The sequence below is a fragment of the Pectinatus haikarae genome, assembly GCF_050916305.1.
Lineage (GTDB): Bacteria > Bacillota > Negativicutes > Selenomonadales > Selenomonadaceae > Pectinatus > Pectinatus haikarae.
Window position 1 is genome coordinate 1505134 of record NZ_CP116940.1, and the last position, 24492, is coordinate 1529625.

Sequence of the window (24492 nt, forward strand, 5' to 3'; positions counted from 1 at the left end):
TCCCCAAAATTGGCAAACAAAAAAAGCTGCACAAGAAAGATATCCTGCCGCAAGCTTCATTGCTTTGTTTATAAGACTTTAACGTGCTTAAGTTTACGCCATTCCGGCGGGGATTGTCTATGTGGCCTTTATACAAAAAAACGCTGCCCCATTTATTCAAACTGCATAAGTCATTGAATAAAATTAAGAAAAGTTTTCATTTTAAATGCTATGCGAAAGTTGAGTCTTGTTTCAGAATCGTCCATGCGGCAGCCTGTTATTTCTTCTATCCTTTTCAAGCGGTAAGTAAGGGTGTTGCGATGGATGAAAAGTCTTTTTATCGTTGCCGCAGCATCTTCATTTTCTTCCAGATAGATTTCAAGAGTTCTTGTGAATTCGGAACTGTTTTTTTTATCATATCGCAAAAGATCGCCCAATACTTCTTCATAATAATTTTTTATAAAAACGGCATCGTCGATATAATAAAACAGGCGGAAAATATTTGTATCCTTATATGCGACATATGTCCGATCACTGCTTTTTTTAGCTATATTAAGAGCAAAATGCGCCTCTTTATGACTTTTGCGCATATCAGAAAAGTCCTGATATGATCCGCCAATGCCAATAAATACATTAAGGGAAAATCTGTTAAATAACTTTTCATGCAGAGCAGAAGGAAATTGCCGGGATTTGCTGTATTCTCCTATGATAAATGCAGCTTCATTGCCATTCCATGTAAAAAAGCACGGCTGCCCATATTCCGCAGTTATTTCCTGAAAAAGAACCGACAGCTTTTCTTCCGGCTCATCAATACAATCCAACTGGTTTGTTTTAAATTCTACCAGCATGACCTGCTTTACACCCTGCAATTTATGATCGTCAAATAAAGCTGTGTCAAATATTTTCTCTCCGGTACCGGTATCAGAAAAAAGCATCTTTTTTACGAGTCCCTGAACATTTTTATATTTTGAACGCTCTGCCAATATGAGTTCGCCTATCTTGCGTGTCATATTGCCAAGTTTTATATCCCATGGCACGGAAAAGACAGGGATTTTCACCATATTTGCATAGTCTATAACATCTTGGGGGATGTTGTGAATATACCGTCCTGTATTGATGATAAGCCCTGCGCCATGCTTTTCATATATTCCTTTAAGCATTGCCAGTATTTTTTTATCATCAGAACCTATTGATATTCCTGTCATCAGCACCAATTCATTATTCTGCAAAAATTGTATTTCTTCTACTCCTTCTATGGCGTGAAACCAGCGAATTACACGGTCAAGTCCTTCGCTGCCGCCGCTTAAGCTTATTTTGCGATCAAGAAAGGAAAGACTTAACAATTTTCTGCAAGTAATAGGCATGAGAATTCCTCCTCCCACTTAAAATTTTACCACATGTATATATTTTTTTCTTGTTTTTTTTATATCCATAGTGCATTTTAACGAAAATAGACTATGGTATTTGGCAAAAGTTACAGATATATTCAATATCTATTGACATTAAATATATACCATTTATACTTAGTGGCAAATTCGAAAAAAGAGGTCATTTTAATGCAGACAATGAAATTTGCTATGCCGACAAAAATATTTTTTGGGAAAAATTGCATAAGAGAACATCATGATATTTTTACACTGGGGAAAAAGGCTCTGTTGGTAACGGGACGTCATTCAGCTAAAATAAACGGTTCGCAGGATGATGTTGAAGCGGTTTTACGCGGCAATCATATACCGTATGCTGTGTTTAACGAAGTTGACAGCAATCCAGATATTCCTACTGTATACAAGGGTGCGGCGGCAGCCAAGGCAGAAGGCGCTGATTTCATTATTGCCATAGGGGGAGGATCACCTATGGATGCGGCAAAGGGAATCGCATTGCTTGCGTGTCAGGATATTGCCGAAAATGATTTATTTTCCGGCACTTATGCCGAAAAAGTGCTGCCGATGATACATATTCCGACCACTTCAGGCACGGGAAGTGAAGTAACGCCTTATTCTATTCTATCCAATCATTTGGCGCAGACCAAAAGTACAATTGCGACTCCTTTGATTTTTCCGGCATATGCATTGTTGGACCCAGCTTATCAAAAAAAATTGCCGGTTAGTATAACGGTCAATACGGCACTTGATGCGCTTTCTCATAATATCGAAAGTGCGTTGTCAATAAAAATTAACCCTTTGATTGGCCAGATAGCGCAAAGCGGTATCAAGCAGATTGGTGAATGCCTGCCTGCTTTGGCAGAAGGCGGATTTACCGAAGAAATACGTGCTAAACTTATGTATGGTTCTTTGGCAGGAGGGCTTTGCATAGCCCATACGGGAACCAATATCGTTCATTCGCTGGGTTATTCTCTTACATATTTCCGTAATATAGATCACGGGCGGGCCAATGCACTTACCATTGCCAGTTATCTCCATTTCATTGCAGCCGGTGCTCCGGAAAAAGTTTCATCTATTCTGTCGGCGATGCAATTTAATAATATCGAACAATTCAGACAATATATCGATCAAATTCTTGGAAAGAAAGAAGATTTTACTGTAAGCGAATTGCAAAAATATACACAGATAGCTCTAAAGGCAAAAAACATAAATACAAGTCTTATTGCTCCGGATGAAAGTGCTGTAATGGGATTTTATACTGACAGTTTGCTGCGTTAATTGTTCGAAAGCTGCTGTCGGAGGACGAACGTAAAAAGGATAATAATCCATGAATGAAGATGACTGCGGTTATCGGATAAAGTGCGCTTTTGTAACAGGAAGCTCTTGTTTTAATGAGCTTCCTGTTATTTTTATGCGCTGACCTGTTTTTTGCTGGGAATTTATTCGTGTTCTTTGCCTGTAATAGCGGATATTTCTATTTTCAGTACGGTTGTTTTGGCTAATGCTCTTTCTATATATTTCAGACCTTCATCGTAAAAATCAGGACTGTATTTTTTTATTAGAGCGGAAAGCCCCCTTTTTTTATCTGTTTCGTCATTGACCATTGTGATTTTACCGAAAACAATGGCTGATTTGAATTTGGTAGAAAATTTTTGCGGCATGAGCTGTATATCTATGACAGCAGATAGGCAGACATTTGCATTGCGTGCTATATTTTCCAATTTATAACCTGCTGAAGCGCAGTGCAGATATATGGTATTGTCTTCATAAACGAAGCTTATCGGTATAGCGTAAGGTTTGTTTTCCTCATTAATCATTGATAAGGTAGCAAACTGCGCTTTTTGCAGAACATTTTCGGCATCTGCGTCAGATATCTGCCTGTCTTTTCTTCTCATTTCTCTGAGCATTTTCAAACATCCTTTCATTTTGTATACTCGATATTATTCTGAAACGGCTTTTGTAAGCATCTGCCTTAGAGGTTGCATATTGAATAATATTGGAATCTTTGTCATATGTCAATATTCTGGTAACAGAAAGAGGATCACCTTTTTTCAAATTTAAGTGTGTAGCCTCCTGCATATCGGAACGTTTCACTTCTATGGTTTTGTCCTCTTTATAAGGAATGACATTATTTTCCTCCAACGTTTTAAATAAAGAAGCATTTGCAAAATCTGTTTCCAAAAGATGCGGGCAGATGTTCAGCGGAATATAATCGTCAGCTAAGGAATAAAGTTCGTTATTTACGTAGCGCAATCTTTTTAGATGAAAAACCATCTCTTCCTTTTTTAAATTCAAAGAGGCGGCAATATCAGTATGCGGGAATTCAATATCCTGTTGCAAAACGTAACTTTTTGTAAATTTACCGGCAGAACTTAAAACCTGGAAAAGCCCCAATCCATGACCACTGGTATTAGAATAATCAATCGGCACTTTGTTGCCGATATAAAAAGAACCACGTCCCTGAATTTTTGTTATGATTTTTTCCCGTTCCAGATTTTCAAGGGCTTTGCGTATAGTAGGACGGCTGACATTAAATTGCTGACATAATTCACGTTCACCGGACAATGGCGAAAAGTAAGCCATATCGTTAAAACTGGCTAAAAGAGCCTGCTGTACCTTTAAGTGCAAGGGACTTGTTTTTTCATTTTCCATTTATTTTCTCCGTTATTTATAACCTTGTAATTTATATTCTATTATAAACTATAGACATTATCAACTGAAATAAAAGCAAAGATATTTATTTCAGGACAGAATAAGATATATAGATATATTAAAAAAATAAAAATATTTTTAATATTATGTCTTGATAATATATATTACCGATGGTAATATATATTATAACCGATGGTAATAATATATAGTTTGGAGGTATTGAAATGGGAAAAGTAAGAAGTCCCTTCTTAGTTGTCAATCCTAAATCGTATTTGTATGGTAAAAAATCTCTCGAGTTAGCGCAGGCAGTCGATAAAATAGCTCAAGAAAGTGGTCTGCAGATTTTTTTTACCTGTCCTTTTGCTGATATTCGTTACGTCAGAGAAAACACCGGCTGCATTGTCGTTACGGCACAGCATATGGAATCATTGAAACCGGGACGCGGAATGGGGCATATACTTCCTGAATCATTAAAGGATGCCGGAGCGGGAGCCGTTTTCCTGAATCATGCCGAAAATCAGCTGACCTTATCCGAACTTTCCAAGACTATTGACCGTGCGAAAAAACTTTCGATGATAACTATAGCTTGTGCGGATTCATTATCGGAAGCATTGTCCATTGCCCGGTTTTCCCCGGATATTTTATTATGTGAACCCACTGATTTGATTGGGACAGGACAGGTAGCTGATAACAGCTATATTTTAGAGACCACGTCACAGATCAAAGCTGTTGATCCGGATATTGCTGTGATGGTTGCATCAGGCATAACTACAGCTGAGGATGTCTACAATGTTATCCGTCTCGGTGCTGACGGTACCGGCGGCACCAACGGTATTTTGAAAGCACCGGATCCCGTTGTCCGCGTTCAGGAAATGGCAGATGCCATGTTAAAAGCATACAAAGAAAAAGCATAATAACAGGAGGTCAAAAAAATGACTGTATATAAAGAAACCATTTCTTTGCAATCTCACGGACAGAGGCCGACATTTATTGACATAACAACTCAGGTGAAAGAGACTATCGCGAAAAGCAATATTCGAAACGGCATATGCACCGTAATATCACCGCATACAACCTGCGCTGTTTTTTTTGAAGAATTTGTTCATGATCGCGATGAAAATGGAGATGAATTTCTTCAAACGGACTTAAACAATGTCTTGAAAAAAATAATTCCTGATAATACCGCCCAGGGACAATATAATTATCCCGGCGAAAAGCATTATCAGGAAGTGGAATCCTGGCCTGAAGCAGAATTTTATCTCCCGGGGGGAGACCGCGATGCACTCTTAAACTGCGATGCGCATTTAAAAGCTACTCTTATAGGATCAAGCCAGATATTCGATGTTGAAGAAGGAACTTTAGGGGTCGGTACTACAGGCTATATTTATTTTGTGGATTTCGACAGAGCCAGACCACGCACCAGAAAATGTAAGATAATAATTATGGGAGAATAATTATTATACCAATGGATTTTGAGGTTCCTGCGGACAGGAGCCTCTTTTTTTTATGCAGTCAGACTTTGCTTATCTGTTTTTTCTTCAAAGGGTTTCACTAAAATAAAAGAGCATATTGCCGCCAGTAAGGCAAATACTGTCAATAATTCCATGTTCGCAGTCAGACCGTACTTGTCTGCGAACATACCCATCAAAGGAATGACCATACCGCCTACACTGAAGTAAAGGCCCAATGTGACACCGGATGCAAAACCTATACTGCGTGCCAAATAATTTTGACCCAGGACAACAATGGAACTGAATGGAGAGAAGATGGCAAAACCAATCGGTATCATCAGTACATAGCCAATAACGGCATTTTCCGTACGCGACAGCAGAAAGACCATAGGAACGAGAAGAGCATAGCTTATTTGCACTATTTTCAAATAGCCAAATTTGTCGGCCATCATTCCCCCGATCATCGTCGTAACAATGCCGAACATAAACAAGATGGTCAGCGCAGAACTAGCTGCAGCCTCAGAAAGTCCCATCTGAGCTACAAGATATAAAGGAATAAAGCTTCTCAACCCGCAAATAACAAGTGAACTGCAAACGATCAGCATAGTAAGCCTCGAAAAAGCACTCCAATGATTTTCTCTGTCGGGTATCGTTGAATTATTATTTCTTTTTTCAAAATTTGTACTGGTTGCTTCTATTTCTTTTTTTATATTGGGCACAATAAACAATAAGATAATAGACATCACCAGTGCAAGTATACTGAAAACTAATGTGCCTTTCATGCCAAAAGCACTTATAAAGGCCACTACAATTACGGGTCCAAAAGCAAATCCGGCGTTTCCGCCCATAGAAAAGATACTTAATGCAGTTCCTTTTTTTTCACCCGAGATCTTATTGACCATGCGCGCTGCCTCTGGATGGAATATAGCACTGCCGATTCCGCTTACAGTCACTACCGCAAAAATAATCCAATAATCTTCAAAAAGACCAATGGCACCCATTGCCACACCCGAAAGGCAGATCCCTAATGACATTATCCACACTTTGGAAATCCTGTCTGCCAGCCAGCCGAAAGTAGGCTGAACGATAGATGACAAGAAGCATGCCGCAAACATCAGCCCTGATACATCCTTATAATTCATGCCATAATTCGCAATGAAAAAAGGCAGTACAGCAGGTAAGATACCCATGCCTATATCATTGAAGAAATGTCCGGCAGATAATGCATACACGTATTTTTGCGTCATAAAAAGTCCTCCGTTTTTCTATTTTAAAATTTCTTTTGAATGCTTATCATACATAATATTTATATCTTCCAAAAATTTTAAGATGACATTTTGTTCTGCCGATGTATAATCCTTTAAAAGTGCTAATTTATTTTGCATAGCCTTATCATGGTATATTCTGTGTGTTACGTAAATTTCTTTTCCTGTGTCTGTTAAATAAAAATACAGCTCTTTATTATTTTCCACTTTTTTGTGACAGTCAATTAATTTTTTTCTCAGCAATTTTTTACAAATTTTGCTTATTGCTCCTCTGGTCATTTTCATAGAAGCGGCTATTTTTGTTACATTAGCATCTTTTGTCTTACCTATATTATCTATACAGTGGGCCTCCGCCAAATGGATACCTTCAAATATTTTTTCATGGCATTGTTTTAAAATGTCAGGGCGTTCCTGAAATTTTGTAAGAGATTTTATGATCTGCATGGTTGTGTCCATATATCATTTCTCCCTGTTGTATTGTTTCCTTGGAAACAATACAAGTATAGCATAAGTTCATTTTTCTGTAAATATACTTATGCTATACTTAATCAAGGCTGCTGAAGAAATTCAGTTAATAATACTGAATCACTTATAGTTAGATAATGGAGAAAGGATGCTATTCGTGCAATATACTTATGATCTCTATGCATTAAATGCATTTTCCATAAAAGACACAGGAGGAAATGCGGCTGCGGTTATGTTGGACAGCAATGGGGTATCGGAAGAAAGTATGTTGAAAATTGCTGCAAAAATTAATTTTTCCGAGACAGCTTTTTTGCGAAAATTTTCTTCTGAAAATTATAGAACACGCTTTTTTACGCCAAACAAAGAAGTATCACTCTGCGGACATGCAACAATTGCTGCATTTACTTTGCTGCGCGAGAAGAATATAATTCCGTATGATAAAGTTATCTGTCAGAAAACACTTGCCGGTATGCTGACAGTACATATCGAAAAAAGTACCGTATTTATGGAACAGGCGCTTCCTGTTTTTTATGAACATGCCCCTTGCAGAAAAGAAATAGCTCCCTGCCTAAATGTATCGGAAGATGATATTTTCAATAATTTACCGATTCAAATCGTTTCGACAGGACTAAAGGATATTTTAGTTCCCATAAAAAATCTGGGTAGCCTGCTTTCTGTAAAACCAGATTTTGAGTTAATAAAGAAAATCAGTGAAAAATACGGCACTGTTGGTATTCATGCGTTTACGCTTGATACATTGCATGAAGGAACGGCACACTGCCGGAATTTTGCTCCTTTATATGATATTCCGGAAGAGTCGGCCACAGGAACATCTAACGGGGCGCTCGCATGTTATCTTTACCGAAATAAGATTGTTCCTCTCAGCAATAATATTCTAAAATTTGAGCAGGGCTACGTAATGAATAAGCCTTCGGAGATTATCACTAAAATCATAGCTGCCGATAATTGTATCAGGAAAATTTTAGTGGGCGGACAGGCCTTTGTAACAGAGCTGCTGCACATCACGGTATGAAAAATAACCGTTGGCATTGTTCCTTTACCGAAAGCATTTTCTTTTTAGTGATAACGGCTGCTTTGGGTATAGGTCCAAGCAGAACCGGTGCTGTTGGGGCATGAAAGGCTGCACGATACTGTCCGCTTTGCGTGGAAGAAGCAGCGTAACAATATATGCAGCCATGTGGACAGGAATCATATGTGCCAATTTCCACACTTTCCATACAACCGCAGCCGGGACGCTGATTTGTATCTTTTTTTGAACGGACAGAGCAGCCGAGAATATTTTCAATTAGTTTTGCATCAATGCATGCGGCATGTTCTATTCCATACTGCTGCAATTCTATTGCTTCACAGCAGGTTGCCAGCCGTATCTTGTGTTTGCGGGCAATTTTGGAAAAACCTTCCGCGATTCGCAGCATAGCCGATTCCTGCATTTGAATCAGTGCGGTATTTTGCAGGTTTTTACGTATTTTTGCATAAAAATCCACAAAACTGAAAATACATCTATTCGTATATCCTTCCAAAGCAGCAGCTATTTTATTAAATTGTTCTAAATGCCAGCTGGAATTAATCTGCTTTGTGCATATAATGGGATCATACCGCCATATTACTTTTTCGGCACCGATCAGTCTGCTAAGATCACGAAAAGTTTGTATCAATATGGTTTTAGACGGCAAATATTTTTCTATTTCCCGATCATATGGTGTTAAAGTAAACTGGAAGTAAAACGGATATCCCATCGCAGCAATTTCATTTAATTTCGGAAGCATCGGCGCAGGATTCTTTGTCCAAAAGACAAAGCAGTCAACAGTCTCCGGCCGCAGCTCCACTCGGCTGTAGTTTAGAAGATTTCTTGGATTGGGAACTAATACATATCCTTCCCGCAGACGATTGAGCAGCCACGAAGAATAAAAAGCAGGAATATCCGTACGACGGCTGGCACTCACGATCATAGGTTTATCTCCTCACAGAAAATTTTTTTCGATATGCATTCGGTGAAATTCCCACTAACCGATCAAATTGCGCGTAAAAAGTGGAAATACTATTAAATCCGCTTTGCAAGGCGACCTGCAAAATAGTATTTTGTGTATCGGAGAGTAAGATTTTTGCATTGGCTATGCGCAGCTCTTTTAAATATTTTACCGGAGTTTTTTTATAATGGTGTTGAAATAACTGAATAATTTGATTTCTGCCAAGACACAGCTTCTCTAATTCTTTTTTTAATTGAACATGATCCCCAAAATAACGATCATAGGTCAATCTTATTTTTTCGGCGTTCTCTCGATGTGGCCGGAATTCCAATAAGTCAGGACGGCATCGCTTGCAAGGGCGAAATCCGCTCTTTCTGGCCTGTTCTTCCGCAGTAAAGAAAATTATATTTTCCCGTTTGGGATTTTTGGATTTACAAGAGGGACGGCAAAAAATTCCTGTTGTTTTTACACCGTAGAAAAATTTGTTATTATACGAAGCATCACAAGCTAGTACCGCTTCCCATTTTTCCTCTTCTGTCATGGATTGTCCTTCCGTCAATTTTTACCTTTTTAGTCAATGCCTTTTCATAGCGCGTATCTGTTTTTTTATATCTTTATCTACCTTTAATGATTCCGTAATCTTCTGCAAAGCCTTATTATAGGTAAAATCGTCTAAACAATTCTTCTGCAGATACTGAAAAGTAATTTCAGGGAACTGAATATAACAGATGGAAATTGCCCATGCAACTGCCATCTTTGCATAATACCCGTCATGCCGCACCATATCAAGCTGATGAATGACTTCTGCAATGTGAGTTTTATCAATGTAGTAAAAAATTAACATGACTACCGCGAAGCGAATCTGAAACTCTTCATTTGATTTTAAATACGGCTGTAAAAAATGCCACATCTGCACCGGGCATTCTTTTGTAAACTTAAGGCCGGTGCAAAAACTGTCACACACCGACCAGTTGCTGATTTTAGGGATAAATGACTGTATATAGGGAAATCGTTCTTCCGGCGGGCAGTTTACAGCACCTATCACTATTCCCTGCAGCATGATTTCCTCAAGGGAAGAATCCTGCGCTGTTTTCAGATATCGATGCCAGTCTGACCGTGTAAGCTGTTTTGCCATTTTGCGAAGCAGGGGAAGACGCACTCCGAGAATATATTTCGTATGCGGAAGTAGTCCTGAAGAAAAAATACGATAGTTTTCTTCTGCCAGTGCTTCAAGTTGGTGTCTGATTTTATCTTGCATCCGTTTTTTCTTCCTTATTGGCTCGTTCCAGTTTCAATAACCTTTCCTTGATCGCAAGACCAGCCGCATAGCCAACCAGTTTTCCGTCCGCACCAATGACTCGGTGACATGGTGTCACGATCAGGAGAGGATTTTTATTGTTTGCCATTCCCACAGCACGGGAAGCGTTGGGATTACCGATCATTTCCGCTATTTGCTTATAGCTGCGTGTTTCTCCATACGGGATTTTACGCAGGGCGGCCCATACACTTTTTTGAAAGGCTGTTCCTTCAGCGGCAAGCGGTAGATCAAATTCTCTGCGCTGCCCTGATAAATATTCTGTGATCTGTTTTTCGGCTTCTTTTAGCATAGGCGTTTGTGATCCGCCTGTTGTTTTTTGCCGATTTTTTGTAAGAAAAAGTTCTGTAATAGAACCGTCAGTTTCAGATATTCCTATTGTTCCTAACTCTGTTTCAATAAAATACGTATATTTCATAGGTTTTTCCTCCCCTCGGTGGATTTTGCGGTAAAATCCCCTGATCGTAATAAAAAACGGCTGCAGTTTTACAAGAGAACTTATCCGTATTTTAAATATACTTGATATTTATTTATTTGTCTTCCGCTTTTGCACCATCAAATTTTATTTGCGGTGTGGTATATGCTGTCAGCTCTTTGGCGGCAGGCTTATTTTATCATTTTACAGATGTGTATGTACTAAAAATATCATTTATACTATTTGTTTTTTAAATAATGCGAGATACTGTTTCTATTGACGTATATATGGAATATACTGCTTATCAGAAAAATATAGCTGAAGATTTCGTGAATTATCTTGTAGTTGAAAAGGCGATAAACTTTCAGTGAAAGGCAAATACCTGTCAAAGAAATAATTATAAAAGAGAGCATAAGTGTGTAAAAAATAATTTTTTTCATAATAACCTCATATCATATAATAATTTGTATTTTGAAATGATCCATGCCGATAAACATAACAAGGATATTATAAATCCTTTTTGAAAATAGTAACAGCCTTATAATAAATTTAACACCAAATTTTTTATGATAGTGTATTAGATGGGGTAACGGTCTTAATGAGAAAGGTTTGCCAAGGTGCAGCGCAGGATAGTTGTGTTTAATTCTGCTATCTGAAGAGATGCTCCTTAACATAAACGTAACATTAAAATAATATATACTGCATCATGGAATGTTAAACTGAACGTATAAATATTTTCTGATTCGATTGTGTCTTATGAAACATATTCCACGGAGGGGGAAATGAAAATGAAGGGCATCACAAAGAGCATTAAGACACTTTTTATTATTGGAACAGTAGGAATGGTAATTCTGGTCAGTGGTATTCAAAGCGCCTATAGCATTTATCAGTTTAAGCAGAATATGGAAAGTGAAGTTCAGAATAATTTGCGATATCAGTCTGGTGAAATAACAAACAGTTTATCAATTCCGTTGGCAGCGACAGCCAAATATGCGGAGCTTTTGTCGTATAATGTCAGCACTATGTCACATATCGATACTGATTTATTGCTGAATACTATGAATAAATATATTTCATCAGAGGTGCTATTGCTGGCAGTGGTTTTTGGCTTGAGCCAAATATATATCAGCAGGGTATAACAAATTACGGACCATATGTATTCAAAAATGACGGCAAAATTGATGTGAGCTGGGATTACAGTAATGGTGTTGATGACTATTTCAAATATGACTGGTATAAAGATGGGGTGAAAGCAAAAAACAGCGGTTATTGGAGTGAACCTTATGAAGATGCTGTAAGCAAGGTCGCAATGATCACGGTAAGCTGTCCTATAAAAAAAGATGATAAAATTATTGGTGTAACTACGGTGGATATAGACTTGAGAGCGTTTATAGACTTCGTCCGCAATATAAAAATAGGCCAGACCGGATATGCTTTTGTTATAAGTCCTCAGGGATATTATCTTGGTGACAAGGATGACAATAAAAATCTTAAGGAAAAAATCGTAGATGACCAAAATCCCGCAGTACAGCAGCTTGGAACGGAAATCTTAAAATCGGCAGATACATTTTTGACCGAATCCTCAGCCTTTGGCGAAAACAGCTTTGTCATAGCCGCACCGATCGCCGAAACAGGAATGCATATGGTACTGGTATATCCTACTGCGGAAGCCTATCAGAATGTCAACAAAGTAATGATCATAAGCATAATTATCTTTATCGCAGTTGTCCTGCTGCTGGTAAGCTTCATAATCATGATTTTCAACAGAAAGATCGGCAGGCCGATCGAATATCTGATGCATTGTGCGGAACAGATAGCCGGAGGAGATCTATCAACAAAAATAAATATAAAATCAGAAGATGAAATGGGAAGATTGGGCAAAAGTCTCAGCCGTATGACAGAAGACCTGCGCAGCGTTATTTCCCGTGTAGCTGACACCTCGCAGTCGGCCGCGGCTTCAAGCGAACAGCTGACTGCCAGTTCCGGCCAGTCGGCGCAGGCTGCCGATCAGGTTGCGTCTCTGGTAGCTGAAATCGCAAACAACGCATCTGTTCAGACAAAAGAAGTAAATGACACCACTAAAACCGTTGATCAGCTATTAGCAAGAATAAAAAAAATCGCTGACAATGCCGGCCATATTGCCGAACAATCTGCCAACGCTTCGGAAAAAGCCCAAAACGGCGGTCAATCAGCAGACAAAGCCGTCCTGCAAATGAACCAGATAGCCGCAGCCGTCAATGAATCCTCACAGGCGGTAGCAAAACTGGGAACCCGATCAAAAGAAATAAGCATTATAGTAGACGCCATTTCCGGAATTGCCGGACAGACAAACCTGCTGGCGCTTAATGCCGCGATCGAAGCCGCACGGGCCGGTGAACAAGGCAAAGGATTTGCCGTTGTTGCCGAAGAAGTCAGAAAACTGGCGGAGCAGTCAGAAAACGAAGCCAAGAAAATCGCCCAGCTGGTCGGGGAAATCCAGTCAGACACAGAAAAAGCCGTATCTGTAATGCAGTCCGGCACTCAGGAAGTACAAACAGGAGCTGAAGTAGTAGACCTGGCAGGAACTGCCTTCAAAGAAATCATAACTTCAGTGGAAAATGTCTCCGACCAAATGAAAGAAATATCTTCAGAAATACAGAAAATGCTCTCTGACAGCGGCCATATTGCCAAAGCCTTTGAAAAGATCGATCTCAACAGCAAAGAACTGGCTGACGGAACACAAGGCATTTCCGCCGCCACACAGGAACAGCTTGCCTCTATGGAAGAAATAGCCAGTTCCAGCCAGACCCTTGCAAAATTAGCCGAAGAGCTGAAAACACAAATAGCTAAATTTCGTTTATAATAATACGGAGATTTTATGCAGCGTGTTTTTTTGAATGCTTACCATAAAATTCAGAAACTGTTTTAAAGAAGAGTATGGCATGAGGAGCCTCGCTGCCTTATGTCGATATCATGCTAAGAAACCCCGCAGATTCGCTACGGGGTTTCTTAAATTTATTAACTACAAATCACTTTATATAATATAGATAGACTAAAAATTCCTGAGATAGTCTGTCTTATCAGATTTTGGGTTATAGCTCTGAGTTCTGCACTATGACCTCACAGTGATGCGAATGATATCATTTTTTGACATATAAAATATTTTAGGCAAGCCTCCGTTATAAATAATCTATTTTTATAAGCTGTTTAATATTCATAACATTTTCTTTTCTGATGAAACCGCTTTCCGGTTCAAGAACATTGGCCGTTCCACACGCAGAAGCAAATCGGATAGTTTCTTCAATTGGCATCTTATTGTTAAGCGATACCGCAAGTCCGGCCACATATGAATCACCGGATCCGACGGCATTAGTGACATTTAATACCGGGGGGACGGCATGATATATTTTGTCTTTATATGCCAGAACAGAGCCTTGTTTGCCAAGTGAGATAACCGGCATAGTTATTCCCGCCTCAAGAAAATTCTTTAATTCGCATACGGCATCTTCCAGATTATTAATTTTCCTGCCGGTAAGAGCTTCAATCTCATCTTTGTTTGGCTTGATAAAAAACGGCCTTGCGCAAAGCCCCTTTTTAAGAGCAGAACCGCTGGTATCCAGTAAAAAACGTTTATCGGCATCATGTGCCAAATTAATAAGCAGGCAGTAAAAATCATCACCAAGATTCTGCGGTAAACTACCGGAAGCCACAACAAGCGAAGCTTCCTGCAGTAATTTTTTATAGTGAAAAAGAAAAGCATCACGTTCATCCGGGGTAACTGATGGCCCGGGCTCTAAGATTTCAGTCTCCCTGCCATCTGATGTTGCGATATTCAAGCAGCTGCGGGTTTCAGACTGGATGCGGATACATTCGTTGCGAATATTATCCTTCCTGAGTTTACCGGCAATAAAATTACCAATATATCCGCCTAAAAAACCAGACACCATACATTTTTCACCAAGAATATTAATGATATTTGCTACATGAGTACCCTTTCCGCCGGCAGTATTTTGTACTTGTGAGGTGCGCATAGCCTGTCCATATTGCAGTTTTTCTATAGTATAAATTTTATCCAATGATGGGTTAAGGTTGATGACAAGTATCATAAATATATTCCTCTCGTTTCAATAACGATTTTCACTGCCGCACACTTTTATTTTATGTGCTGCAATCTTCGCCATAGCTTCTTTTCCCGGAGTCATATATTTACGCGGGTCGCTGGCAGAGGGATTTGCTGTAAAGAATTTTTTCACAGCATCAGCAAAAGGTATTTTTAAATCAGTCGCCACATTCACTTTACATATTCCCAACGCTATTGCTTTTTGTACTAGCTCATCAGGAACATCAGAAGCTCCATGCAGTACCAAAGGAATGTCCACCTTAGCACGTATATCTTTCAAACGATCAAAATCTAATTTCGGCACTCCTTTATAAAGTCCATGAGCGGTACCGATAGCAACAGCCAGAGAATCAATGCCGGTAGCCAAAACAAATTCGGCAGCAAGCTCCGGATCTGTATAAGCGCTGGCTGCTTCGTCTACGATCAGATCATCTTCCTGACCAACTAATTTTCCCAGCTCAGCCTCCACCGTGGTATCATATCTGTGCGCATAGGCTGTCACTTCTCTGACAAGGGCAATATTTTTTTCGAACGGTTCGCGGGAAGCATCAATCATGGCAGAGCGGAATCCCGCATCTATTGATGCTTTTATGTCAGTAATATTTTCATGATGATCAAGATGAACAGCAATGGGAAGATCAGTTTGCTTAGCTGCTGTCTGTGCCATTGCGACAAGATAATCCCGATCAGCATATTGTACAGTAGAAGGTGTAGCTGCAATAATCAGAGGAGACCGGAGTTGCACGGCAGCATCAACGATTACCTGCATTGTTTCCATATTATGAATATTAAATGCAGGTACTGCATAATGTTCATTTTGCGCTTTTAATAACATTTCTCTTGTTGATAAAATAGTGTGCATGATAAAGTCCCCCATATAAAAATTAGCAATTTTTTAGGAAAAAGTCTTAAAATAATATATAAGCAAAATTTCTGTGTACCGCTTGGGATTATTCACTGCTGGGAATTTCATGGCTGCTTTTCGTAGTTTTGGCAATCTGATTTCTGTGCCAGACCCAGGTACATATGATACAGAAGATATAAGATATTCCGATTATAAGAAGACCGCCCATATCTGTATTATGCATGATTTGCGAAAGAATATAAGTTATCGGACTGCCGCCCTGATCAAGCGAAGCTACCTGAGATACACCGGCGCTTATCTGACCAGCATTTTCACCCAAAATAGTATGGAGACCGATCATTTGATTGGAAATCCAAATTGCCATGAACATGACAATTATTCCTGTAATCAATGTACGGAATAGATTTCCCTTGTGTACACCAACAGCTAAAGCAATAAAAAAGCCAATGGTAGGTAAATCGCCAAACGGTAAAATCTGATTGCCGGGGACTATGGCAGCAATAAAAATAGTTATGGGAATAAAAAGAAGTGATGCGGCAACGACACTCGGATCGCCAAGGAGTAAGGCACAGTCAAGCCCGATATAGAATGTAGAATTTTTAAAGCGTTTTTTAAGGACAGACTTAGCTGTTTCTGATACGGGCATAAGGCCTGCCATGATATGTTTTACGACTTGCGGCATTAAAATTATAACTGCGGCCATTTGAACACCAAGCGTGAGAATACCGCGAAGATCATATCCGGCAAGAATACCGATGATCACACCCAGGACTCCGCCCATAATGGAAGGATCTCCCAATGCACCAAATTTCTGGAAATGTTCGAGATTTATATCAATGTCACGAATAATGGGAATTCTATCGAGCAGCCAGTTGACAGGCACAGAAATTGGAGCAAACCAACCACTGTCCCCATGCGGCATCGCTATACCTTCCAAGCCAAAATATTCTTCTGTAACAGGTGCGAACCAATCCCCGATTTTATAAGCATAGGCAGCATGCAGTGCCACTCCCAAAACACCTAATGCATAACTTCCTGTTGCAATGTTGATAATCGCTCCGGTAAAAGCAAAATGCCATATATTCCAGATATCTATATTAACTACTCTCGTCATACGAAGTGTAAGCATAATAATATTCACAAGAATTGCTATCGGAATTGCGACGAGGGCTATACTGCTCGCCCAGGTCATAGGAGCTGCACCCGGCCAGCCAATATCAATAACATTCATAGACAGACCGAAATTTGCAGACATTGCTTTGGCGGCTGGTGCAAGATTGCTTAACATAAGACCAATGACCAATCCTATTCCTATAAATCCAATACCTATGGAAAGACCGCATTTTAAAGCTTTGCCAAATGATTGTCCCAGAATCAATGCGACTATAAAAATAACAATTGGCAACATAACGGCCGGACCGAGATCAACAAAATATTTTACACAGGCTAATAAAATATCCATGAAACTACCTCCTGAAATTTATTGAAAATCACCGCAAATATGAAAGTATTTTTTCTTCTGTCTCTTCCACATTTATACCGCTGAGAAAGGGCATTCCGTTTACATAAGGTTTTCCAAAATCTTTTTTTATACGCATCGTCGTGACGATAAGATCCACACCACTGAGATTATTTTCAATTTCATTCATGCGAATCTGTAATATTTCTATAGGAATATTATTTTTATTACAAAGTTCTTTTATTGCCGTTGCGGCAACTGTTGAAGTAGCAACAGCACCACCACAAGCTACGATAATTTTTTTCATAATCATCTGCCACCTTTTTCAATTTTAAAATGAATAATTTATTGCATGTTTTCGAGCATAAGTGTTTGAAATTTTTCAGTATTATCAGCAATTAATAACTTTTGCATTAAATCATTTTGCTGAAAGATCCTAAAAAGTTTTTGCAGCATTGAAATATGTCCATTGGCTTCTCTCAGTGCCAGCATGAAAATTATGGAAACGGATAATTTATCTTCCGAATCTTCCATGCTATGAAAAATAACGGGTTTTTTTAAGCGCAGGACAGCGATTCCATCTTTTAGCACATTATTTTCCGGGGCAGCATGCGGAATAGCAACGCCGGACGATCGCAGGGCAATTCCTGTTGGAAAATCAATTTCCCGTTTTGAAACGGTTTTTATATAGGCCGGAAGAATGTATCCAGCTTTGACAAGTTCATCCCCTAATATTTTTATTGCTGAAAAATTGTCACTGGGGATTTTGTCAAAAAAAATTAGCTTCTCATTAAATAAAGTGTGCGTGCTCATTAATATCACTCCTGAGGGAACTGTTTTTTAAAATTTTTGATAAAGGTGTCATACGAAGTCTCGTGCAATATTTCTTTGACACCATTATTTTTTACAAGATAATTGAATAGTTTCAGAAAAATAGGTTCCCAAAGTTTAAATTGAGATTTAGCAATACTGATTAAAAAAACAAGCTGAACAGGCTGTTCATCCCATAAGATCGGTCTATCTAAAATGAGAATAGCGATAGATGATTTTGGCGGATCGTTGTAAACAGGATGCGGTATGGCCACTAAATTGCCGATTTCTGTAGGCGATGCATTTTCACGTTCAAAAACGGAGTGCTTGGCGAGATCATCCATGAGGCCTTTACTTTTCAATTGTTCGGTGAGAAACTCAAGAACTTCATTCCTTGTATTGAACTGCATATGCATATTAAAGCAATCTTTAAGGAAAAAATCTTCTATTTCTGTTCCTATTCCTATACCTTGATGCAAAGAAAAATAATGCTGTTCCAGAAGATATATTTCCTTATTGTTCAATAAATGTTTTATCCAAATTATCTTTTCTGAGTCAATGTGTTTTATTGGAACAGTGGTGATCACAATGTCCACTGTTCTGAGCATATCCTCAGTAAGCTGATAGCCAGGAATTGTATCGACTATGACTATGCGGCTTTTAAAATGTTCTTCTAAACGGGATTTTAAAAGCACTGCGGTCCCCATACCACTTGCGCAAACAAGCAAAACACGCCTTACACAAGCATCAGTTTTTATATCCTGCCGATTTAAAGCTGCACCAAAATGTACGGCAATATAGCCTATCTCATTTTCATTGACAATAATGTGTTCTTTTTGTTCGAGAAAATTGCTGGCAATTACAGCAATTTGAAAAGCCAATGGATACTCGGATTTTATAATGTCAATGACATCATTGCGAATATTCATTTTGAATTTCATTCTTGGAATAGATGTCTTAAGATGTAATGCCAGCCATTGAATTAAAGTATTGTCTTTAGAAAAATCAATATTTACATTTTCCTTAATATTGCTAATGATTTCTCTGACCAATTCAGTCATTCTCTGAATAGAAGAATCATCTGCCTCCATATATTTTTTGCTTGCCATGAGATGCTGAGTAAGATAGTAGACCTCACTGGTTGCCACATCAATTTTTGTCGCACGGTAAAGCTCTTCAAATATGGAAGATGCAACTTCGAATTCTTTGGTTTTTTCCATGAATCTGCTTTGATTGAGGGTATAAACGATATAGTTTTCCTGTCCGGCCCGCTTAAGGGCGATTGCAATATGCATGGAAAGATTTTGTACGGCAACATCTGTTAAATGAAGCTCATAGGCATTGATAACACGAAAAATAATATGTTCAATCAATGACAAATCAATTCCTTTGAAAACATTGCTGTAAAATGCATTACTTTGTAAAAAGGAAGGATTCTTTTTTTGCGAAATATATTCTGATATAAAATAGCGGAGTTTTGCCTCATTGCCTATAAGCCGCATTCCTTCTGTTTTATAAGAAGCAAATTCAAGCGAGTAAGGAGCTAATATTTTTGAAGCTTCTTTGATATTAAGCTTTAGAGTAGAAAGGCTGATATAAAGTTCATCAGCTAATTCCTGTTGAGTGAGAGAAGTATTTTTCAATGCGCATTGAAGAAATTTTTGGATGATAAAATCAACTCTGTCTTCCGGAGAAGCTGTATGAGAAACAGTTGCTCCTTGCAAAAAAAATTGAAAAAGTTTAGAATTTATAATTTCCAATACATAACCGGAACGTGTGCCAGAGTGAACTTTAATTCCATACTCATCTGCTGGTAAAATTAAGTTTTTTATATCGGAGCGAATTGTTCGAGAAGAAACACCAATATATTTTGATAGTTCTTCGCCAGTAAGACCATTTTTATGCTTTTGCAAAAGTTTGATAATCTTTTCTTGTCTATTGCTTAGCATATTATCATCCTCTCTATCTGAATCAAGCATAACAAAAAAACGGTGTCAAACATAGTTCATCTATTTCCGATAATAGCGGAAATGTTTTAAATATGTTTTAGTAATTTCCTAAGAAGGATATTTCTTTTTCCTCCTACTTATTTTACTGGTTGCTGATTAAAATAAAAAGCAGACATGCTATTGACAACATGTCCGCTTTTTATTTCAATATCTATTCCATAACATACATAACTTTGATGGCTTCTTGCTTCTTATCAAGCAGCGTTTCGAAAGCCTGATAACCGGCTGAAAGAGGAAATCTATGGGTAACAAGTTCGTCCACTTTCACTTTTCCAGCCTGAAGATATTCGGCAGCGCCGCTCCATTCTCCTCCAGGAAATGGGGCAGAATAACTCATCCAGGAACCCGTGACATTCAATTCACCGCGTAAAATAAGCTCAAATGTTTCTGCCGGAAAAGTGACATCTCTCGGCACTGTTCCTATATATACAACATGTCCCATTTTCTTTACCAATGCAGGAATCTGCGCCTGCAGGATATTAACTCCGGCTGTTTCAAAGGCGTAATCAACTTTGCCATGCTCGGAAAAATAATTTGATATATTGATTTTAGCCGAATTCAGTGTTTTATGAGCCCCCAGCTTTTTAGCAAGTACAAGTTTTGAATCATCAATATCGATAATATAGATGCGTTCCAAACCCTTTGCAAGTAAACATTGCATTGTCAATAAACCGATAGTACCGCAGCCATATACGATCGCCGAAGCACCGCTTTTTAAAATGCCAGCCCGCTCAACACCGTGGATAGCAACGGTAAGCGGTTCTATGCAGGCAGCCTGTTCATATGTTACATTATCCGCAATGGGAACAATATTTATAGAAGGAACAGAGACAAATTCGGCCATCGCGCCTGATTGCCGGGAGCCGACGAAAGAGTATTGGGTGCACATTGCAGGCTGCCCGGCAGAGCAGTTGGCGCAATGAGTGCACGGAATAAGAGGAGCAGCGGTAACACGCTGACCTGTTTTCAGATTTTTAACTTTACTGCCAATTTGAGTGATTTCACCAGAAAATTCATGTCCGATAATAATAGGATAAGAATGTACTCCACCATCTCTGGCACGTGGTAAATCCGAACCACAAATGCCGCAGGCATGAACTTTCACTAATACTTCATGATCGTTAATCTCTGGTATAGGAACGCTTTTATAATTTATTTTTTTTATACCTTCAACAACAAGAGCTTTCATTGTACCCATGGTCATTATCTCCTTTGCCGATAAATTCTGACAAAATTAGTATACCAAAAGCATCATATCTCCCATAGTTTGAAAATTTCCGTGTAGTGAGGAAATTATTGATGAATGGCTAAAGTGATTTTCCAATATTTAGTAACTTGACCATCGCTCAAGATGATAATTATTATTTTCTTTATTTTACATTTGTGAGTAATTTGTTATATGAGAAATATGCCGTTCTTTTGAAATATAAATTACAATGTTTTTGTGTAACGCAATCCGGCTGGCTAAAGAGCTTATTGCACAAGTAAAACTACAGCCTAACGATAAAGTTATAATTACAGTCAATGGAGATTAAATCGTTTAAAAAAAACTTATACAGAAAAAAGAAGCTGCATTTGATGAACTTTTTAAAGACTATGAAAGGGATTGGTTTTGTTCAGAATTTGATGTCGATACAGATTTGGAAAAAGAGGTTGTCGAGTGAAACAATTTCCAGAATCCGAGGATATTATCATCCTTAATTTTAATACGCAAAGTGGGATTGAGATTCAAAAGAATCATCTGATGCTGGTTGTCTCCGGTGGCTTGTTCAATTATGGTTTGTCCAATAATTTTGACATCAAGGGAGTTTCTTACGCATGTGGTATTTGATAATCTCACCAAAACGCATGGAGATATTTTATCTGAAAAAATAGACAGGCATAAAAAAATACAATTTGTAGAACTGAATTGTGATTCCCCAAAATTTGCCTCATATTTAATAAAGAGCATATATGCTTTATTTTTTAAGCGATTTTATAAAAAATAAAAAATAAATAAAAAAATCGCAGTAACAAACATAAACATTGTTACTGCGGGCTTTCTAAGTAGTTAGTTTTTAGCGATCGAATGTAAAGAAGCAATCAGACAGTGTGCAGCAAAAATGCGGGCGATAAAGAGGATAAATGAGTTAGCTTGGGAGAAAATCATACCAGCAGGCGAAAAACCTGAGTAACTGTTTGCCGGAGATTAAGGCGTGCTGTTTCTGGCTGCATGGCGGTTTGAGTATCCATAGGTAAATGCAGGATCGGAAAATAAGCATCAATACCATATTGGTTTACTTTTTCAGCCATTGGTTTGGCACATCCGGAAAAAGCAATGACACAAGTTTTTTTGTTGATTTTTTTTGCAAGTTGTGCAACGCCTACAGGTGCTTTACCCATAATCGTTTGTTCGTCAAGACATCCTTCACCGGTAATTACTATGTCGGCATTTTTTAAGGCACTTTTAATATTAATGGCATCAAGTACCAGACTAACACCGGGTTCCAAGGTTGCTGGCAAAAAAGTAGCAAAAGCGTAACCCAATCCACCGGCAGCACCTGCACCTGGTTTGTCGGCTTCATCGCATCCAAGCTGCTGATGAATTTTTTTAGCAAAATTAGAGGCGGCTTTATCCAAAAACTCAATGGTTTCAGATGCAGCACCTTTTTGAGGACCATATACTGCAGCACAACCTTTACTACCGCAAAGCGGATTGGATACATCACAGGCTATGTGAAAGCTGCAGTTTTTTATGTCTGGGCAGAGCTGTGACAGGTCAATGGATACCACATCGGCAAGGTTTTGTCCATTTATGCCGGCTGGCTGACCGCAGTTGTTTAAAAATTGTACACCTAAGGCAGTCAGCATACCAATTCCGCAGTCATTAGTGGCGCTGCCGCCTATACCGATAATAAAATTTCGGCAGTCATTATTTATGGCATGAAGTATGAGCTCGCCCAGTCCATAGGTGGTGGTATATAACGGATTACGTTTTTGTGTGGGAATGAGGGAAAGACCGGCAACATTGGCGGTTTCAATAATTGCCGTACGAGTTGATTTAATAATTCCATAATGGCAGATAATTTTCTGCCCAAGAGGTCCGGTAGCCGGAGTAGTTATTATATGACCGCCAAGACCTTCGGTCAATGTATTTACTGTGCCCTCTCCGCCATCAGCCAGCGGAAAAATTTTAATGACGGCTGTAGGGAGCAAGGTCCTAATGGCTGTGGCAGTGATGCTGCCGGCTTCCACAGAAGAAAGGCTCCCTTTAAAGGAATCCATAGCAATAACAATATTCATTGTGACACCTCATTGTGTATTATTGAGCAGTCTGGCAAGGTTATTATATGGAGTTGGCTATAATGCTGAAGTTGTACGTTATATGACTGTATTTTGCGGAGTGCCCGCAATATAACAGGTTAGATTTTTTATTGCAATATTCATCAAACGCTGACGAGATTCTTTGGGAGCCCAGGATATATGCGGAGTGATAATACAGTTGTCTATATTGAGTAAGGGGTTGTTTCCTTTGATGGGTTCTGTAGAGATCACGTCCAAGGCAGCACCGCCAACCTTACCATTCTTTAAAGCTTTAGCCAGATCTTCTTCTATGATTAGACCGCCGCGAGAATTATTAATGATGAAGACACCGTTTTTCATTTTATTGATATTTTCAGCGTTGATTATACCTGTTGTATCAGGAAAAAGAGGGCAATGAAGGCTGATGACATCAGCCTGGCTGAATATTTCATCAATACTGGCATATTTTAAACGGTCGTTTTCAAATGTTTTGTTTGGAAATCGATCAAAAGCAAGAATTTTCATGCCTAATGACTGTGCGATACGTCCAACGGCTTGACCGATGCGTCCAAAACCAAGTATGCCGATGGTTTTTCCTGACAGCTCTATAAGTGGGTATTTCCAAAAGCACCAGTCATTGTTATGTTCCCATTCACCGTTCTGCACGGCAGTATTGTGAGCACCAACATGATGGCATAATTCTAAAAGCAAAGCAATCGCCATTTGGGCAACAGAATCAGTCCCATATGTAGGAATGTTGGTGACAGTAATGTTTTTTGCCGCAGCTGTGAGTGTGTCAACCACATTGTAGCCGGTAGCCAGAACACCAATAAACTTAAGGTTGACAGCAGCGTCAAGTACTGCTTTGCTTAAGGGGGTTTTGTTGGTATAGACTGCATCTGCGTCACCGATGCGATTTATGATTATACTGTCGATATATTCTGTGCGATCATAAATGACAGTTTCTCCTATAGCGTTCAGATCATCCCAGCTCAGGTCACCGGGATTAAGACAGTATCCATCTAAAACAACAATTTTCATAAAAAACTCCTTTAT

General features: G+C 38.9%; 26 protein-coding genes. 7 read left to right on the forward strand and 19 right to left on the reverse strand.

What is annotated here, in order from left to right:
• Window positions 1-170 precede the first annotated feature (170 nt).
• Window positions 171-1343: a PucR family transcriptional regulator gene (locus NXG61_RS07400; RefSeq protein ID WP_307223188.1), complete on the reverse strand. Its 1173-nt coding sequence runs from the start codon at window positions 1341-1343 to the stop codon at window positions 171-173.
• Window positions 1344-1535: 192 nt separating this feature from the next.
• Between NXG61_RS07400 and NXG61_RS07405 the strand changes: the two genes are divergently transcribed.
• Window positions 1536-2639, forward strand: coding sequence for an iron-containing alcohol dehydrogenase family protein (locus NXG61_RS07405; protein WP_307223190.1), 1104 nt, complete (start codon window positions 1536-1538; stop codon window positions 2637-2639).
• 161 nt (window positions 2640-2800) lie between these two features.
• On the opposite strand, the gene NXG61_RS07410 is transcribed toward NXG61_RS07405, so the two are convergent.
• Window positions 2801-3268 carry a pyridoxamine 5'-phosphate oxidase family protein gene (locus NXG61_RS07410; RefSeq protein WP_196603624.1) on the reverse strand — a complete coding sequence of 156 codons (468 nt, stop codon included), beginning with the start codon at window positions 3266-3268 and terminating at the stop codon, window positions 2801-2803.
• Window positions 3228-4013, reverse strand: a complete 786-nt coding sequence (locus NXG61_RS07415; RefSeq protein ID WP_196603625.1) for a GntR family transcriptional regulator — start codon at window positions 4011-4013, stop codon at window positions 3228-3230. The genes NXG61_RS07410 and NXG61_RS07415 overlap by 41 nt, the downstream gene beginning before the upstream one ends.
• 224 nt (window positions 4014-4237) lie before the next feature.
• Here NXG61_RS07415 and NXG61_RS07420 point away from each other — a divergent pair, with 224 nt between their 5' ends.
• On the forward strand, window positions 4238-4927 hold the full coding sequence (locus NXG61_RS07420) for a triose-phosphate isomerase (RefSeq protein WP_196603626.1): 690 nt from the start codon (window positions 4238-4240) through the stop codon (window positions 4925-4927).
• An 18-nt stretch (window positions 4928-4945) separates the two neighbouring features.
• Window positions 4946-5467: a YjbQ family protein gene (locus tag NXG61_RS07425; RefSeq protein ID WP_307223193.1), complete on the forward strand. Its 522-nt coding sequence runs from the start codon at window positions 4946-4948 to the stop codon at window positions 5465-5467.
• 50 nt (window positions 5468-5517) lie between these two features.
• Here the strand turns inward: NXG61_RS07425 and NXG61_RS07430 are convergent, their stop codons facing one another.
• Window positions 5518-6711, reverse strand: a complete 1194-nt coding sequence (locus tag NXG61_RS07430; protein ID WP_307223194.1) for an MFS transporter — start codon at window positions 6709-6711, stop codon at window positions 5518-5520.
• Window positions 6712-6729: 18 nt separating this feature from the next.
• Window positions 6730-7185: a MarR family winged helix-turn-helix transcriptional regulator gene (locus NXG61_RS07435; RefSeq protein WP_307223195.1), complete on the reverse strand. Its 456-nt coding sequence runs from the start codon at window positions 7183-7185 to the stop codon at window positions 6730-6732.
• A 166-nt stretch (window positions 7186-7351) separates the two neighbouring features.
• Between NXG61_RS07435 and NXG61_RS07440 the strand changes: the two genes are divergently transcribed.
• The gene (locus tag NXG61_RS07440) at window positions 7352-8227 is read left to right on the forward strand and encodes a PhzF family phenazine biosynthesis protein (protein WP_307223196.1); all 876 of its coding nucleotides are present in this window, start codon (window positions 7352-7354) and stop codon (window positions 8225-8227) included.
• Here the strand turns inward: NXG61_RS07440 and NXG61_RS07445 are convergent.
• The 5 genes from NXG61_RS07445 to NXG61_RS07465 all read right to left on the reverse strand — a co-directional run bounded on the left by NXG61_RS07445 (window position 8217) and on the right by NXG61_RS07465 (window position 11352).
• Window positions 8217-9164, reverse strand: coding sequence for a DUF1848 domain-containing protein (locus tag NXG61_RS07445; RefSeq protein WP_307223198.1), 948 nt, complete (start codon window positions 9162-9164; stop codon window positions 8217-8219). The two genes, NXG61_RS07440 and NXG61_RS07445, sit on opposite strands and share 11 nt — an antisense overlap.
• A 4-nt stretch (window positions 9165-9168) precedes the next feature.
• On the reverse strand, window positions 9169-9723 hold the full coding sequence (locus tag NXG61_RS07450; RefSeq protein ID WP_432748991.1) for a bifunctional transcriptional activator/DNA repair enzyme AdaA: 555 nt from the start codon (window positions 9721-9723) through the stop codon (window positions 9169-9171).
• A 33-nt stretch (window positions 9724-9756) separates the two neighbouring features.
• Window positions 9757-10440, reverse strand: coding sequence for a DNA alkylation repair protein (locus NXG61_RS07455; RefSeq protein ID WP_307223202.1), 684 nt, complete (start codon window positions 10438-10440; stop codon window positions 9757-9759).
• Window positions 10430-10915, reverse strand: a complete 486-nt coding sequence (locus tag NXG61_RS07460) for a methylated-DNA--[protein]-cysteine S-methyltransferase (protein ID WP_196603634.1) — start codon at window positions 10913-10915, stop codon at window positions 10430-10432. The genes NXG61_RS07455 and NXG61_RS07460 overlap by 11 nt, the downstream gene beginning before the upstream one ends.
• 236 nt (window positions 10916-11151) lie before the next feature.
• On the reverse strand, window positions 11152-11352 hold the full coding sequence (locus NXG61_RS07465; RefSeq protein WP_196603635.1) for a DUF4405 domain-containing protein: 201 nt from the start codon (window positions 11350-11352) through the stop codon (window positions 11152-11154).
• 348 nt (window positions 11353-11700) lie between these two features.
• On the opposite strand from NXG61_RS07465, the gene NXG61_RS07470 reads away from it, so the two are divergent.
• Window positions 11701-12051, forward strand: a complete 351-nt coding sequence (locus tag NXG61_RS07470; RefSeq protein WP_307223205.1) for a hypothetical protein — start codon at window positions 11701-11703, stop codon at window positions 12049-12051.
• Window positions 12048-13754, forward strand: a complete 1707-nt coding sequence (locus tag NXG61_RS07475) for a methyl-accepting chemotaxis protein (RefSeq protein WP_432748996.1) — start codon at window positions 12048-12050, stop codon at window positions 13752-13754. Before NXG61_RS07470 ends, NXG61_RS07475 begins: the two co-directional genes overlap by 4 nt.
• 316 nt (window positions 13755-14070) lie before the next feature.
• On the opposite strand, the gene NXG61_RS07480 is transcribed toward NXG61_RS07475, so the two are convergent.
• The 7 genes from NXG61_RS07480 to NXG61_RS07510 all read right to left on the reverse strand — a co-directional run bounded on the left by NXG61_RS07480 (window position 14071) and on the right by NXG61_RS07510 (window position 21352).
• The gene (locus NXG61_RS07480) at window positions 14071-14997 is read right to left on the reverse strand and encodes a 1-phosphofructokinase family hexose kinase (protein WP_307224699.1); all 927 of its coding nucleotides are present in this window, start codon (window positions 14995-14997) and stop codon (window positions 14071-14073) included.
• 18 nt (window positions 14998-15015) lie between these two features.
• Complete coding sequence (locus NXG61_RS07485) at window positions 15016-15873, reverse strand: tagatose bisphosphate family class II aldolase (protein ID WP_196603638.1); 858 nt, start codon at window positions 15871-15873, stop codon at window positions 15016-15018.
• 88 nt (window positions 15874-15961) lie between these two features.
• Window positions 15962-17338 carry a PTS galactitol transporter subunit IIC gene (locus tag NXG61_RS07490; RefSeq protein WP_196603639.1) on the reverse strand — a complete coding sequence of 459 codons (1377 nt, stop codon included), beginning with the start codon at window positions 17336-17338 and terminating at the stop codon, window positions 15962-15964.
• A 28-nt stretch (window positions 17339-17366) separates the two neighbouring features.
• The gene (gatB, locus tag NXG61_RS07495; protein WP_307224697.1) at window positions 17367-17642 is read right to left on the reverse strand and encodes a PTS galactitol transporter subunit IIB; all 276 of its coding nucleotides are present in this window, start codon (window positions 17640-17642) and stop codon (window positions 17367-17369) included.
• A 38-nt stretch (window positions 17643-17680) separates the two neighbouring features.
• Window positions 17681-18148, reverse strand: coding sequence for a PTS sugar transporter subunit IIA (locus NXG61_RS07500; RefSeq protein ID WP_307224696.1), 468 nt, complete (start codon window positions 18146-18148; stop codon window positions 17681-17683).
• A gap of 5 nt (window positions 18149-18153) precedes the next feature.
• Window positions 18154-20094 carry a BglG family transcription antiterminator gene (locus NXG61_RS07505; protein ID WP_432748992.1) on the reverse strand — a complete coding sequence of 647 codons (1941 nt, stop codon included), beginning with the start codon at window positions 20092-20094 and terminating at the stop codon, window positions 18154-18156.
• Window positions 20095-20305: 211 nt separating this feature from the next.
• Window positions 20306-21352: a galactitol-1-phosphate 5-dehydrogenase gene (locus tag NXG61_RS07510; RefSeq protein WP_307224692.1), complete on the reverse strand. Its 1047-nt coding sequence runs from the start codon at window positions 21350-21352 to the stop codon at window positions 20306-20308.
• Between the two features lie 462 nt (window positions 21353-21814).
• Between NXG61_RS07510 and NXG61_RS07515 the strand changes: the two genes are divergently transcribed.
• Window positions 21815-21985: a hypothetical protein gene (locus NXG61_RS07515; protein WP_196603643.1), complete on the forward strand. Its 171-nt coding sequence runs from the start codon at window positions 21815-21817 to the stop codon at window positions 21983-21985.
• 314 nt (window positions 21986-22299) lie between these two features.
• Here NXG61_RS07515 and NXG61_RS07520 read toward each other — a convergent pair whose 3' ends face one another.
• Both NXG61_RS07520 and NXG61_RS07525 read right to left on the reverse strand, forming a co-directional pair.
• On the reverse strand, window positions 22300-23436 hold the full coding sequence (locus NXG61_RS07520) for a glycerate kinase family protein (protein WP_307224690.1): 1137 nt from the start codon (window positions 23434-23436) through the stop codon (window positions 22300-22302).
• 78 nt (window positions 23437-23514) lie between these two features.
• Window positions 23515-24477, reverse strand: coding sequence for a D-2-hydroxyacid dehydrogenase (locus NXG61_RS07525; RefSeq protein WP_307224688.1), 963 nt, complete (start codon window positions 24475-24477; stop codon window positions 23515-23517).
• Window positions 24478-24492 lie beyond the last annotated feature (15 nt).

Bases quoted from the DNA above. Each gene is read 5' to 3' on its own strand.
- NXG61_RS07425 (WP_307223193.1), top strand. From the start codon at position 4,946: ATGACTGTATATAAAGAAACCATTTCTTTGCAATCTCACGGACAGAGG.
- NXG61_RS07450 (WP_432748991.1), bottom strand. From the start codon at position 9,723: ATGACAGAAGAGGAAAAATGGGAAGCGGTACTAGCTTGTGATGCTTCG.
- NXG61_RS07400 (WP_307223188.1), bottom strand. From the start codon at position 1,343: ATGCCTATTACTTGCAGAAAATTGTTAAGTCTTTCCTTTCTTGATCGC.
- NXG61_RS07445 (WP_307223198.1), bottom strand. From the start codon at position 9,164: ATGATCGTGAGTGCCAGCCGTCGTACGGATATTCCTGCTTTTTATTCT.
- NXG61_RS07435 (WP_307223195.1), bottom strand. From the start codon at position 7,185: ATGGACACAACCATGCAGATCATAAAATCTCTTACAAAATTTCAGGAA.
- NXG61_RS07500 (WP_307224696.1), bottom strand. From the start codon at position 18,148: ATGAGCACGCACACTTTATTTAATGAGAAGCTAATTTTTTTTGACAAA.
- NXG61_RS07415 (WP_196603625.1), bottom strand. From the start codon at position 4,013: ATGGAAAATGAAAAAACAAGTCCCTTGCACTTAAAGGTACAGCAGGCT.
- NXG61_RS07485 (WP_196603638.1), bottom strand. From the start codon at position 15,873: ATGCACACTATTTTATCAACAAGAGAAATGTTATTAAAAGCGCAAAAT.
- NXG61_RS07470 (WP_307223205.1), top strand. From the start codon at position 11,701: ATGAAGGGCATCACAAAGAGCATTAAGACACTTTTTATTATTGGAACA.
- NXG61_RS07455 (WP_307223202.1), bottom strand. From the start codon at position 10,440: ATGCAAGATAAAATCAGACACCAACTTGAAGCACTGGCAGAAGAAAAC.
- NXG61_RS07410 (WP_196603624.1), bottom strand. From the start codon at position 3,268: ATGCTCAGAGAAATGAGAAGAAAAGACAGGCAGATATCTGACGCAGAT.
- NXG61_RS07490 (WP_196603639.1), bottom strand. From the start codon at position 17,338: ATGGATATTTTATTAGCCTGTGTAAAATATTTTGTTGATCTCGGTCCG.
- NXG61_RS07480 (WP_307224699.1), bottom strand. From the start codon at position 14,997: ATGATACTTGTCATCAACCTTAACCCATCATTGGATAAAATTTATACT.
- NXG61_RS07505 (WP_432748992.1), bottom strand. From the start codon at position 20,094: ATGCTAAGCAATAGACAAGAAAAGATTATCAAACTTTTGCAAAAGCAT.
- NXG61_RS07405 (WP_307223190.1), top strand. From the start codon at position 1,536: ATGCAGACAATGAAATTTGCTATGCCGACAAAAATATTTTTTGGGAAA.
- NXG61_RS07430 (WP_307223194.1), bottom strand. From the start codon at position 6,711: ATGACGCAAAAATACGTGTATGCATTATCTGCCGGACATTTCTTCAAT.
- NXG61_RS07460 (WP_196603634.1), bottom strand. From the start codon at position 10,915: ATGAAATATACGTATTTTATTGAAACAGAGTTAGGAACAATAGGAATA.
- NXG61_RS07465 (WP_196603635.1), bottom strand. From the start codon at position 11,352: ATGAAAAAAATTATTTTTTACACACTTATGCTCTCTTTTATAATTATT.
- NXG61_RS07520 (WP_307224690.1), bottom strand. From the start codon at position 23,436: ATGAATATTGTTATTGCTATGGATTCCTTTAAAGGGAGCCTTTCTTCT.
- NXG61_RS07510 (WP_307224692.1), bottom strand. From the start codon at position 21,352: ATGGGTACAATGAAAGCTCTTGTTGTTGAAGGTATAAAAAAAATAAAT.
- NXG61_RS07420 (WP_196603626.1), top strand. From the start codon at position 4,238: ATGGGAAAAGTAAGAAGTCCCTTCTTAGTTGTCAATCCTAAATCGTAT.
- NXG61_RS07525 (WP_307224688.1), bottom strand. From the start codon at position 24,477: ATGAAAATTGTTGTTTTAGATGGATACTGTCTTAATCCCGGTGACCTG.
- gatB (WP_307224697.1), bottom strand. From the start codon at position 17,642: ATGAAAAAAATTATCGTAGCTTGTGGTGGTGCTGTTGCTACTTCAACA.